Here is a 12,574-nt window from a genome sequence, read left to right on the forward strand (position 1 = left end):
CGCAGCGCCGAGCAGCGGGTCGCGCTGGACCTCCTGCTGGACCCGGAGGTCGGCATCGTCTCGATGGGCGGCCGGGCCGGGACGGGGAAGTCCGCGCTGGCGCTCTGCGCCGGGCTGGAGGCGGTCCTGGAGCGGCAGCAGCACCGGAAGGTGATGGTCTTCCGGCCGCTCTACGCGGTCGGCGGCCAGGAGCTCGGCTACCTGCCGGGCAGCGAGAGCGAGAAGATGAGCCCCTGGGCCCAGGCCGTCTTCGACACGCTCTCGGCCGTCACCACCCCGGACGTGATCGAGGAGATCATCTCCCGGGGGATGCTGGAGGTCCTGCCGCTGACCCACATCCGGGGGCGTTCCCTGCACGACGCCTTCGTGATCGTGGACGAGGCGCAGTCGCTGGAGCGCAACGTCCTGCTCACCGTGCTCTCCCGGATCGGCCAGGGCTCGCGGGTGGTCCTCACCCACGACGTCGCCCAACGCGACAACCTCCGGGTCGGCCGCCACGACGGCGTCGTCGCCGTGGTGGAGAAGCTGAAGGGCCATCCGCTCTTCGCCCACATCACGCTGACCCGGTCGGAGCGTTCGCCGATCGCGGCCCTGGTGACCGAGATGCTGGAGGACATCCACCCCTGATCGGGGTGATACGGTCATAGCGGGACAAAAAGGTCAATTCGCGGCGCGAGGCCCGCTCCTGACGGAGCGGGCCTCGTCCCTTTCATCACATCGAGTGCTTTCTGTCCGGAGAACTCCGGCACGGTGAATGTGACATCCGCCACGCAACAGGGAATTGCGTCGACAGTGCCCCTTGCGGCATGGTGAGGGTTCTGTCAGGCCCCGCGTACGGCATGGCATGGCTTCCGGGCACCCGGAAGTCCGGCCCGGACGGTCCACCAACTCCGGTCGGTGGGCGCACAATTGAACACCGATGAGCCGTACGCCGCCCGATCTCAACGCCCGGTCGCCTCACGTCGGCCGGACGCCGGGTCAGTACCTCCCGTGACCAGCACGTCCGGAGGGCAGCGCCAAGGGGCATGTTGCGCCCGTACGGTCACGCGTGGGCGATGCTGGAAGGAAACCATGTGACTCGGATCTCGGTCCGGGGAGTTGCTGTCGCCTCCGCCACCGCCGTCACCGCTGTTGGTGCCGTCGTGGGCATGGCCTCGGGCAGCGAGGGCAAGACGACGCAGACGGTCGATGTCGCCGGTGCGACCCTGCTTGCCGAAGTCCCCTCTGGCGCCCAGGCGCAGACCATCAGCGACAACATCGGCACGCAGGCAACCGCCCAGCAGGCCGCCGCCGACGCCGCCGCCAAGGCAGCCGCCGAGCAGAAGGCCGCCGAGGAGGCCGCGCGCCAGCAGGCCGCGGCCGACGCCCAGGCCAAGGCCGAGGCGCAGGCCAAGGAGGCGCAGGCCAAGGCCGACGCGGAGAAGGCCGCCAAGGCGGCCGAGGAGAAGCGGAAGGCCGACGAGGCCGCCGCCAACCGCTCCAAGTCGCGCTCGGCGATGGCTGCCACCGACAACGCGGCTCCGCCGGTCTCGGTCAGCCCCGGCTCCGTCCAGGAGCTCGCCCAGCAGATCGTCGGCAACGACGCCCAGTTCCAGTGCTTCAGCCAGATCGTGAAGCGCGAGTCCGGCTGGAACTACACCGCCACCAACAAGAGCTCCGGCGCGTACGGCCTGGTCCAGGCGCTGCCCGGGACGAAGATGGCCTCGGCGGGCGCCGACTGGCGTACCAACCCGGCCACGCAGATCAAGTGGGGCCTCAGCTACATGAACAGCCGCTACGGCAGCCCCTGTGGCGCCTGGTCGTTCTGGCAGTCGCACCACTGGTACTAGGCCCACCGGCCGAGTACCGGGTCCACCGGCTTCACCACGGCCCCCGGCCGCGCGGACAGCGCGACCGGGGGCCGTGCTGTGTCGTCCGCGAACCGCTGCGAACCGTGAACCGCCGGGCCCTGCCCGGGGGCGATCCGGCCCCGGCGCCCGGCCCCGACGCGAGCGGGCCGCGCCGCCCGGGCTGCGCTGACCAGTGCGCCCACGGGCGGTGCGGTCCTGGGTGCGGACGCGGGGCGCGGAGAGGGGTCCTGGTAGCCCTCCGCACCGGCCGGTCCGCCGACAGTTGGCTCCGGTCCCGACCGACTCCTCCCCGCTGCCCGACGCCTGAAACCACCCGAACTGCGTGGTTTCACCCCGGTATCCCCACTCCGGCCGTGGCCCGTTCTCCGCCGGTGGGTACGAAGAACCCGCCCGCCCGGCGGACTCGGCGTGCCCCGGCCGGGTAGCGTCATCCCTGACGGCCGTGGCGGGACCCACGGCGTCCCGCCGGACACGGCGGGTCCGGCGGGGAGAAGTGGTAACGAGCATGGCGCGGGGCGGAAAGGCTTTCAAGGCCGTGGCCAAGGGCATGGCCGTGGTGGCGAGCGCGGCCGCCGTGATCGAGCGGCGCCGACGGGCCGCGATGGCGGCCGACTTCCACGAATCCCTGCTCCTGGCGGCGCCCGCCGCCGCGGAGCTCCCGGCACCGTTGCCGGCTCCCCGGGAGGAGGCGGCGCCTGTCGCTGCCGCCGCACCGGCCGCCGCGGTCCCGCCGGCCGCGTCCGGCGGGACCGGTGGGTCCCACGGACACTTCGGGCGGCCCGCCACCCCCGCCGAGGCGGTGCCGTGGAGCCTGCGGGTGGCCGCCGAGTCCACCTGGCGGCTGCTGCTGCTCGGTGCCGCGCTGTACGTCGTCTTCTACATCGTCGACATGCTGCGGCTGGTCGCCTTCGCGGTGCTCGCCTCGCTGCTGATCTCCGCGTTGCTGGAGCCCACCGTCTCCTGGCTGCGCCGGCACGGCGTCCCGCGCTCGCTGGCCGCCGGTGGGGTGTTCATGAGCGGCCTGGCCGGAATCGGCCTGGTCGGCTGGTTCGTGGTCTGGCAGGTGACCACCAACCTGGAGACCGTCACCAGCAAGGTCAAGGCGGGCGTCGACCAGCTCCGGGACTGGCTGATCACCGGGCCGTTGCACCTGACCGAGCAGCAGATCACCGACTTCGCCAACCAGATCACCAAGGCGATCAGCACCAACACCGAGCAGATCACCTCGGCCAGCCTGACCGGCGCGCAGATCGCCGTCGAGGTGCTGACCGCCGTGCTGCTGGCCTTCTTCACCACCTTCTTCTTCCTCTACGACGGCGAGCGGATCTGGAACTGGGCGCTGCGGGGCCTGCCCCGGCACTCCCGGTACGCGATGGCCGGGGCCGGGCCGAAGGCCTGGGCGACGCTCACCGCCTACGTGCGCGGCACCGTCTGCGTGGCCTTCATCGACGCGGTCTGCATCGGCATCGGCATCCAGCTGCTCGGGGTGCCGATGGCGCTGCCGCTCGCCGTGATCATCTTCCTGGGCGCCTTCGTCCCGCTGGTGGGTGCGCTGGTCACCGGGACCGTCGCGGTGCTGATCGCCCTGGTCACCACCACGCCGTGGACCGCGCTGATGGTGCTGGTGGTGCTGATCGCCGTCCAGCAGCTGGAGGGACACATCCTCCAGCCGCTCATCCTCGGCCGGGCGGTCCGCGTCCACCCGCTCGGCGTGGTGCTGGGGGTGGCCGCCGGCTCCATCATCGGCGGCATCGGCGGTGCGATCGTCGCCGTCCCGCTGATCGCGGTCACCAACACCGTGGTCACCCACCTTCGCCGCCGCAACGAGGCGGGCCAGGCGGTCTTCACCGCCCTGGAGGCCGCCCGCGAGGCCGCGACCCGAGCCCCGGCACCACCGGCCTCGTAGTCGCCGCCCTCCCGGTACGCGAACGGGCCCCCGGGCGGACGTGGTGTCCGGCGCGGGGGCCCGTTCGGGGGTGGTGCGGGTGCGTCGTCAGGCGTTGACGGTCGCGAGCGCGGCCTCGGCGTCGAGGACACCGGCGACGGCCTGGAGCACGGCGGCGATCTTCATCGAGGCCTGGATGACGTCGCGGTCGACGCCGGCCTTGCGGAGGACGCCCTCGTGCGAGTCGAGGCACTGGCCGCAGCCGTTGATCGCGGAGACCGCGAAGCACCAGAGCTCGAAGTCGACCTTCTCGACGCCCGGGGTGCCGATGATGTTCATCCGCAGACCGGCCCGCATGCTGCTGTACTCCTTGTCGGAGAGCAGGTGCAGCGTCCGGTAGTAGACGTTGTTCATCCCCATGATCGCGGCCGCGCCCTTGGCAGCGGTGTACGCCTCCGGGGAGAGGTTGGCCTTGGCCTCGGGCTCCAGCTCACGCAGCACGGCGGCGCTGCGGGTGGCCATCGCGCAGGAGAGCACGGTGCCCCAGAGCTGCTGGGCGGGGAGGTCGGAGTTGCCGATGACCGAGCCCAGGTTGAGCTTCAGGTCCTTGGCGTAGTCCGGGAGGGCGGACTTCAGGTCGTCGAGGGCCATGGGTCAGCCGGCCAGCAGGGCCTGGGCGTCGAGGGTGTCCTCGCCCTTGGTCCAGTTGCACGGGCACAGCTCGTCGGTCTGCAGGGCGTCCAGCACCCGCAGGACCTCCTTGGGGTTACGGCCGACGGAGCCGGCGGTCACCATGACGAACTGGATCTCGTTGTTCGGGTCCACGATGAAGACGGCGCGCTGGGCGGTGCCGTCCGCGGCCTCGACGCCGCAGGCGCGCATGAGGTCGTGCTTGACGTCGGCCAGCATCGGGAACGGCAGGTCGCGGAGGTCCTTGTGGTCCTTGCGCCAGGCGTGGTGGACGAACTCCGAGTCGCCGGAGACGCCGAGGATCTGGGCGTCGCGGTCGGCGAACTCGTCGTTCAGCTTGCCGAACGCGGCGATCTCGGTCGGACAGACGAAGGTGAAGTCCATCGGCCAGAAGAACACGATCTTCCACTTGCCCTCGTAGGACTTGTGGTTGATCTCGGCGAAGGCGTTCGCGGCGTCCAGGTCGACGCAGGCGTTGAGTTCGAACTCGGGGAACTTGTCACCGATCGTGAGCACGTTCGCTTCTCCTGAAGTGAGACTGAGGGGGGTTTGTCCGTTTTGCGGAACGGTCTCTACCATTCCACATCGTGGACTGATCAGGGAAATAGCTACACTCGATGTGTCTGATCGGAGAGAGTTATCAATACCCCCAAGCCCCCCTCCCGCCCCACGGGGCGCAGGGCTCCCGCCCGCAAACCCGAGGGCGCTGTGGCGAGTGCCACATCCCGCGCCCCCCGCACACCGACGGTCGCCCAGCTCAGGGCCTTCGTCGCGGTGGCCGAGCACCGGCACTTCCGGGAGGCCGCGGCGGCCACCGGGACCAGCCAGCCGGCGCTGTCCGCGGCGGTCGCGGCGTTGGAGGAGTCGCTGGGCGCGCAGCTGATCGAGCGTACGACGCGGAAGGTGATTATCACCCAGCTGGGGGAGCGCGTGCTCGAACACTCGCGCCGGGTGCTCGCCTCCCTGCAGGGGCTGACCGAGGAGGTGGAGGCCGCCCGCCGCCCGTTCACCGGGCCGCTGCACCTGGGCGTCATCCCGACCGTCGCGCCGTACCTGCTCCCGCCGGTGCTGCGGCTGGTCCGGGACCGCTACCCGGATCTGGAGCTGCACGTCCACGAGGAACGGACGTCGTCGCTGCTGGAGGGCCTGGCCGCCGGGCGGCTGGACGTGCTGCTGCTGGCGCTGCCGGCCGGCGGGGCCGCGCCGACCCGGGACATCCCGCTGTTCGACGAGGACTTCGTCCTGGTCGCCCCGGCCGACCACGAGCTGGCCGGCCGGGTCGACGTGCCGCGCGACGTCCTGCTCGACCTGGACGTCCTGCTGCTGGAGGAGGGGCACTGCCTGCGTGACCAGGCCCTCGACATCTGCCGCGAGGTCGGCGCGGACCCGGCCGGCGCCACCACCAGGGCGGCCGGCCTCTCCACCCTGGTCCAGCTGGTCGCCGGCGGCCTCGGGGTGACCCTGCTGCCCGCCACGGCGCTGGACGTCGAGACGAGCCGCACCGACCGGTTGGCCGCCGTGCGCTTCGCCGCCCCGGCGCCGGGGCGGCGGATCGGGCTCGCCACCCGGCCGGGCTCGGCCCGCAGCGCCGAGTACGACCGGTTCGCCGTCTCGCTGCGCGAGGTACTGGCCGAGCTGCCGGTCCGACTGGTGCTCTGAGGGGGCCGCGGATCGCGAGCCGGCCCGTCGGGCGCCCGTCAGGGCAGGCGGGCCGGTGCTCCCAGGCAGAGTCCGATCGTGGTGGCGATCAGCAGGTCGAGGGTGTGCAGCGCCACGGCGTCCGGCCGCTCGCCGGCCCGGCGCAGCACCATGTAGCGGTCGGTCAGCCCGTTGAAGCCGACCAGGAACAGGACCGCGATCTCGTCGGCGGGCACGGCCAGGGTCTGGCCGTGTGCCTCGGCGAGCGCGGTGAGCAGCTCGGCGGCGGTGCTCTCGATCTCGTGCTGGACCGCGCGCATGATCTCCTGGAGATCCGGGTCGCGCAGTGACAGCGCCGTGAACTCGGTGATCAGCGCGCACCGTCCGCCCTCGGCGACGGCGCTCTCCCAGAGTGCGTAGACCATGGTCCGCACCTGCTCGCCGAACGACCCGTCGCCGGGGGAGGCGGCGCGGACCTGGTGGATGAACTCCGCGGTCAGCTCCTCGACGACGGAGCGGTAGAGGTCCTTCTTGGTGCCGAAGGTGTAGTGCACCGTCGCCTGTGCCACGCCCAGCTCGGCCGCGATCGCCCGGGTGCTGCCGGCGGCGATCCCCTCCCGGGCCATCAGGTCGATGGCGGCCTGGATCAGTTGGGGGCGCCTTTCGGAGGCGGGGACATGTGCCATTGGGCCAGGGTATCGCCATGTTCAGACAACCTGATCAGGCGAATTCGTCACAGGTTCGCGTCGAGTGACTTTGTCGCCCGACAAACTTGCGCGTACGGTGGTCCGAGACCTGTTCAGGCAGTCGCCTGCCTCGACCGACCCGATCGAAGGTGCCCGCATGGCCACGTACCTGTACCGCCTGGGCCGACTCTGCTTCCGCCGAAGGCGCACCGTCCTCGCCGTCTGGCTGGCCCTGCTGATCGCCGTCGGCGGCGCCGCGGGGGCGTTCGCGGGCAAGACCAGCGACGAGTTCAAGGTCCCCGGGACCGAGGCACAGGCCACCCTGGACCGGATCACCGACGCCTTCCCCGAGCAGGGCCACGGCTCCGCCCAGGTGGCCTTCGCCACCGACGGCGCCGGCGGCGTCGCGGCCCCGGACACCGCCAGGGCCGTCGGCGAGGCGGTCGGCCGGATCGCCGCCGTCCCCGGCGTCTCGGCCGCGCCCGACCCGTACGCCACCGGTGCGCTCTCCCCGGACGGCCGGGTCGCGCTCGCCCTGGTCTCCTTCGACCGCGAGCTCGGCGACATCACCGACCAGCAGCGCGACGCGGTCAGGGAGGCCGCCGAGCCGGCCCGCGCGGCCGGGCTGACCGTGGCCTTCGGCGGCGACGCGTACAACCGGATGGCACAGGTCGAGGGCGGCGAGGCGGTCGGTCTGGCGGTGGCCGGACTGGTCCTGGTGATGACCCTGGGCTCGCTGGTCGCGGCCGGGCTGCCGCTGGTCACCGCCCTGGTCGGGGTCGGGGTCGCACTCGCCGGGCTGCTGACGCTGGCCGGCTCGTTCGAGATCATCTCCACCGCGCCGGTGCTGGCCCTGATGGTCGGCCTCGCGGTCGGCATCGACTACGCCCTGTTCATCGTCTCCCGGCACCGGCGCCATCTCGCCGAGGGGCTGGAGCCGGACGAGGCCGCCGCCCGCGCCAACGCGACCGCCGGCAGCGCGGTGGTGTTCGCCGGCCTGACCGTCGTCGTCGCGCTGGCCGGGCTGGCCGTCGCCGGCGTGCCCTTCCTCACCGTGATGGGCCTCGCCGCCTCCGGCGCCGTGGTGGTCGCGGTACTGGTCGCGATCACCCTGCTGCCCGCGCTGCTCGGCTTCGCCGGGCGTGCCATCGACCGGCTGCCGGTCTGGCGGCGCGCGCTCCGGGCCCCCGACCGGACCACGCTCGGCGAGCGCTGGGCGGAACTGGTGGTCCGCCGCCCGCTGGTCGTCCTGCTCACCGGACTGACCGCGCTGGTCGCCCTCGCGGTGCCCGCCGCGAGCCTCACCCTCGGCCTGCCGGGCGGTGGCTCCCAGGCCAGGGGCACCGACGCCCGCACGGCCTACGACCTGATCGACCGAAGCTTCGGGCCCGGCTTCAACGCGCCGCTGGTGGTCGTCGTGGACACCGGGGACGCCGCCCGGCCGGACGCCGCCGTGCAGGGCGTCGCCGAGAAGCTCTCCGGCCTGGACGGCGTCCGGACCCTGCTGCCGCCGGCCGTCGACGAGCCGAGCGGCACCACCCTGCTCACCGTCATCCCGAAGACCGGCCCGGACCACGCGGACACCCGGGACCTGGTCACCGAGATCCGCGACCAGCGGGACGGCCTCAAGGCCGCGACCGGGGCCCGGATCGACGTCACCGGCACCACGGCCGCCAACATCGACGTCTCCGCCAAGCTGACCGACGCGCTCCCGCCGTTCGTCGCCGTGATCGCGGGCATCGCGATGGTGCTGCTGGCGCTGGCCTTCCGTTCCGTCCTGGTGCCGCTCAAGGCGGTGGCCGGCTTCCTGCTCTCCATCACCGCCTCGCTCGGCGCCGTCGTCGCCGTCTACCAGTGGGGCTGGCTGGACGGCGTGATCGACGTGCCGAAGGTCGGCCCGGTGGTGAGCTTCGTGCCGATCCTGCTGATCGGCGTGCTGTTCGGGCTGGCGATGGACTACGAGCTGTTCCTGGTCTCCGGGATGAAGGAGCACCACGTGCACGGCATGGCCCCGCGGGAGGCCGTGGTGGCCGGGGTGAAGAACGGGGCCCGGGTGGTCACCGCCGCCGCGCTGATCATGATCGCGGTCTTCGGGTCCTTCGTCTTCGGCCACGACCCGATCGTCCAGCCGATCGGCTTCGCGCTCGCCGTGGGCGTGCTGGTGGACGCCTTCGTGGTGCGGATGGCCCTGGTGCCGGCCGCGATGGCGCTGTTCGGCAAGGCCGCGTGGTGGTTCCCGAAGAGCCTGGAGAAGGTGGTGCCGCGGGTGGACATGGAGGGTGAGCAGCTGCTGGCCCGACTGGAGAAGCCCGCGAACGGCGGTGCGAACGGCGACGTCGGCGACGAGAACGGCGGTGCGGCCGGCGGTGCGGCCGACGACGCCGGCCGGCCGGCCGCGCGGGTCTGATCGCCCCGGTGCACGGGCCCGACGGGTCCGAACGGCCCGTGCGCGCGCGGCTCCCGGCGTACCCGGCCGGGAGTCGCCGCGGCGGCCGGACGGCCCCGGGCTACGGCAGTCGCTGCTCGAACCAGACGACCTTGCCGGTGCCCAGGCGGGTGGCACCCCAGCGCTCCGCGCACCGGGCCACTATCTGCAGTCCCCGGCCGCGCTCGTCCTCCGGCCCGGTCCGGCGCGGCCGGGGCAGCAGCGGGCTGTCGTCCCCGACCTCGCAGCGCAGCCGGGACGTGCGGACCAGGCTCAGCGTGATCGGGCGGGTCGCGTGCTGGACGGCGTTGGTGACCAGCTCGCTGACCATCAGCTCGGTCGCCTCGGTGAGCTTCTCCAGACCCCAGCGGCGCAGGGTGTGCGCGACCAGTCGGCGGGCCCGCCCCGGTGTCTCGTTGCGCGGCTGGAGGTACCAGTGCGCGACGTCCCCGGCCGGGATGCCGTCGAAGCAGGCGGCCAGCAGGGCGATGTCGTCCCCGCGGTCGCCCGGCGGCAGGATGCGCAACGCCTCCTGGCAGAGGTTCTCGGGCGTGTGCCGGTGGGCGTTGGCGAGCCGGGCCCGGAGCAGTTCCAGTCCGTCGCTGAGGGGCCGGCTGCGGGTCTCCACCAGGCCGTCGGTGAACAGCAGCAGGGCCGAGCCGGGCGGCGCGGGGAGTTCGACGGAGGAGAAGTCGACACCGCCGACGCCGATCGGCGCACCCGACTCCAGGTCGAGGAGTTCGGCCGTCCCGTCCGGCTGGACGAGCACCGGCGGCACGTGGCCGGCGTTGGCGATTACCACCCGGTTGGCGATCGGGTCGTACACCGCGTAGACGCAGGTGGCCAGGTGCTGTTCGCGGCCGAGCCGTTGGGCCTGTTCGTCCAGGTGGTACAGCACCTCGTGCGGCGGCAGGTCGAGCGCGGCCAGGGTCTGGGCGCTGGTGCGGAGCTGGCCCATGATGGCGGCCGAGGTGAGCGAGTGGCCCATCACGTCGCCGACGATCAGCGCCACCCGGTTGCCGGGCAGCGGCACGGCGTCGTACCAGTCGCCGCCGACCTGGGCGCCCCGCTCGCCGGGCAGGTAGCGCTGGGCGAGCCGGACGCCGTGCGGTTGGGGGAGGCGCAACGGCAGCATGCTGCGCTGGAGCTCGTTGGCTATCTCCCATTCGCGGGCGTACCGGAGCGCGGTGTCGACGGCCAGCCCGGCCTGGGTGGCGAGGTGGGCGGCGGTCGCGGTGTCGGCGGCGTCGAAGGAGGGCCGGCCGGTCCGTTCGGGAGGCCGGCGGATGAGCACCAGCAGGCCGAGCACGGCCTTCCGTCCGCGCAGCGGCAGGGCGAGGACGGACGTCCCGGGGCCGAGCCGGGAGAGACCGCGCGCGCCGTACAGCTCGCGCAGCAGCTCGGTGGTGCGGGCGCTGCCGGAGTCGTCGGTCGCGCCGAGGACGACCGGCTCGGCCGGGCGGCGGCTGAGCAGGGTGTGGGCGAGCGCGCCGCCGCGGGTGACCGGGGTGGCCGGCCCGGTGTCGGCGGTGGAGCGGGCGCCGTACCGGCTGCCGTAGTGCGAGCCGTACCGGGAGTCGCGGCGGTCGTCGCCGGCCGGGCGGCCGCGGCGGCCCAGCCGGGTGCCGTGGCTGTGGTGGATCCGCAGCTGCTCCGGGAAGCCGGGTTCGCGCTCGACGTTGGGCAGCGGGTCGCGCAGGTGGACGACGGCGGCGTCGGCGAGGGTCGGCACGAGGACGCGGCAGACGTTGCGCAGGGTCGCGGCCAGGTCGAGCGCGCTGTTGATCCGCCGGGTCGCGGAGTCGAGGTAGGCCAGGCGCTCGGCGACCCGGTCGTGGCCGTCCGACCCGGTCCCGGGTCCCGCCTCCGGCCCGGTCCCCGCCTCCGTCGCGGGTCCGGTCCCCGGATCCGGCTGGGCCGGCGGCGACCGGCGCGGGCTGGGCAGGGCAGGCGGCTGTCCGGCCTCGGATTTGAGCTGGTCGCGCACGGGTGCCTGTCCTGGGATCGGTTCGGTCTGTTGGTCTGTCTGTGGTGTGACGCGTCCGGGGTGTCCCGGTTCCGGGCCGCAGGTCCTCGGCCCTCGTTCATCCTCGTCGTTCGCGGCCGGTCCGCCGGTCCGCCGGTTCCCGTCCCGCCCGTCTCCCGTCCCGCCCGTCTCCTGCGCCGCCCCGACCGTGCCCGTCCCGACCTGCCGACCCCGACCGCGTGTCAGCCGACCCGCCGACAGCAGAGGAACAACTGCTCCTCCGGCGGCAGCGAGGTGCTGGCGGGTGCGTACGGGTGCCCCACCTGCTCCTCGACGGCGAAGCCGGACGCCACCAGGACCCGTTCGAGATCCTCCCGCAGGTATCCGCTGATCCGTAGCTCGCGCCCGAGGAACGGCAGCGGAACGTGGTCCAGGTCGGCCTCGACCATACCGAGCGCGAGGACCCCGCCGGGACGCAGCAGGGTGCGCAGCCGGGTCAGCACGGTGGGGATCTCGTCCTGGGGGAGGAGGATCAGGGAGAAGAAGGCGGTGACGGCGTCGAACGTGCCCTGCCCGCGGGGGCCGAGCTCCGGTGCGTTCCAGGCCCGGTCGGCGCGGTCGGTCGCCAGGTCGTACATGTCGATGCGGTGGAAGACCGGCGGGTGCGGCCCCGGGAAGCGCGACTCCCGGGCCAGGGCCAGCATGACGTCCGACAGGTCCGTTCCGGTGACCCGCATGCCGGCCGCGCCCAGCTGCCGGACGGTCGGTTCGCCGCTGCCGCAGCCGACGTCCAGGACGGCGGCACCCGGTTCGAGCCGGGCCAGCAGGCGGGCGCCGCAGGCCAGCTGGCCGTCCTTCGCGGGGAACGCCTCGCCGTAGCCGGAGCCGATGGTGTCGAAGGCGACAGCCTGCAGGGCGCGTTCGGCACGACGGCGCAGGACGTCGGGTCCGCCGTCGCCGTCCGCGTCCCCGTCGACGGGGAACGGATCGGATATCTGTCCGGTCGTCACGATTGAGAGGCACCTTTCCACCCGGGCCTCCGGTCGGCTGGACGAGGCGCGAGGCCGGGCTGCCGTCCTCCCGGCGCCCGCGCTGCCCCGCCGGCCTGCTGCCGGTGGCGGTACGTCACGCTCCCCGCGTCACACTGTCACGTTGACTGCCCTCTGACACTTTGCACAGACTCTTTGCACAGGGACACTCTGCACCGTGGGAGCGTCGCCGCGCTGCCTTTTCCGGATGCTCCACCGGAGAAGTGCACTCGTGTGTGTACTGGCATCCGAGAATATGCGTGATCACTCCGCCATGGGGTCCGTTTTCGGCCAACTCGTGGTGGTTGGCCGGAGCTGCCCCCCGCCCCAGGAGCGCGGGGTTGCGGGCCGGGGTGGTGCGGTGCGACCCCGCGCGCCGGGCAGTTCGGCCGTACGACCGCGCCGA

At 73.0% G+C, this 12,574-nt stretch carries 10 protein-coding genes; 5 read left to right on the top strand and 5 right to left on the bottom strand.

Features of this window, described 5'->3' with window-relative positions; all coding sequences use genetic code 11:
• The 3 genes from PUR61_RS05420 to PUR61_RS05430 form a co-directional block, all read left to right on the top strand.
• On the top strand, positions 1-627 hold a 627-nt coding region (locus tag PUR61_RS05420), incomplete at its 5' end, for a PhoH family protein (protein ID WP_329876161.1).
• 446 nt (positions 628-1,073) lie between these two features.
• Positions 1,074-1,829, top strand: a complete 756-nt coding sequence (locus tag PUR61_RS05425) for a transglycosylase SLT domain-containing protein (RefSeq protein ID WP_329876163.1) — start codon at positions 1,074-1,076, stop codon at positions 1,827-1,829.
• A gap of 526 nt (positions 1,830-2,355) precedes the next feature.
• Complete coding sequence (locus PUR61_RS05430; RefSeq protein WP_329876165.1) at positions 2,356-3,756, top strand: AI-2E family transporter; 1,401 nt, start codon at positions 2,356-2,358, stop codon at positions 3,754-3,756.
• Between the two features lie 87 nt (positions 3,757-3,843).
• Here PUR61_RS05430 and PUR61_RS05435 read toward each other — a convergent pair whose 3' ends face one another.
• The gene (locus PUR61_RS05435) at positions 3,844-4,386 is read right to left on the bottom strand and encodes an alkyl hydroperoxide reductase (RefSeq protein WP_329876167.1); all 543 of its coding nucleotides are present in this window, start codon (positions 4,384-4,386) and stop codon (positions 3,844-3,846) included.
• Between the two features lie 3 nt (positions 4,387-4,389).
• The gene (locus PUR61_RS05440) at positions 4,390-4,941 is read right to left on the bottom strand and encodes a peroxiredoxin (protein WP_030397082.1); all 552 of its coding nucleotides are present in this window, start codon (positions 4,939-4,941) and stop codon (positions 4,390-4,392) included.
• Positions 4,942-5,133: 192 nt separating this feature from the next.
• Here PUR61_RS05440 and PUR61_RS05445 point away from each other — a divergent pair, with 192 nt between their 5' ends.
• The gene (locus PUR61_RS05445; RefSeq protein WP_329876174.1) at positions 5,134-6,084 is read left to right on the top strand and encodes a LysR substrate-binding domain-containing protein; all 951 of its coding nucleotides are present in this window, start codon (positions 5,134-5,136) and stop codon (positions 6,082-6,084) included.
• A 38-nt stretch (positions 6,085-6,122) separates the two neighbouring features.
• On the opposite strand, the gene PUR61_RS05450 is transcribed toward PUR61_RS05445, so the two are convergent.
• Positions 6,123-6,749: a TetR/AcrR family transcriptional regulator gene (locus tag PUR61_RS05450; protein ID WP_329876176.1), complete on the bottom strand. Its 627-nt coding sequence runs from the start codon at positions 6,747-6,749 to the stop codon at positions 6,123-6,125.
• Between the two features lie 157 nt (positions 6,750-6,906).
• Between PUR61_RS05450 and PUR61_RS05455 the strand changes: the two genes are divergently transcribed.
• Positions 6,907-9,156 (top strand): MMPL family transporter, encoded by a 2,250-nt coding sequence (locus PUR61_RS05455; protein WP_329876178.1) that lies wholly within the window; start codon positions 6,907-6,909, stop codon positions 9,154-9,156.
• A gap of 100 nt (positions 9,157-9,256) precedes the next feature.
• Here PUR61_RS05455 and PUR61_RS05460 read toward each other — a convergent pair whose 3' ends face one another.
• Both PUR61_RS05460 and PUR61_RS05465 read right to left on the bottom strand, forming a co-directional pair.
• Positions 9,257-11,161 (bottom strand): ATP-binding SpoIIE family protein phosphatase, encoded by a 1,905-nt coding sequence (locus tag PUR61_RS05460; RefSeq protein WP_329876180.1) that lies wholly within the window; start codon positions 11,159-11,161, stop codon positions 9,257-9,259.
• Positions 11,162-11,382: 221 nt separating this feature from the next.
• Positions 11,383-12,150 (bottom strand): class I SAM-dependent methyltransferase, encoded by a 768-nt coding sequence (locus tag PUR61_RS05465; protein WP_329876182.1) that lies wholly within the window; start codon positions 12,148-12,150, stop codon positions 11,383-11,385.
• Positions 12,151-12,574 lie beyond the last annotated feature (424 nt).

Source organism: Streptomyces sp. BE20, from assembly GCF_036322525.1.
Lineage (GTDB): Bacteria > Actinomycetota > Actinomycetes > Streptomycetales > Streptomycetaceae > Kitasatospora.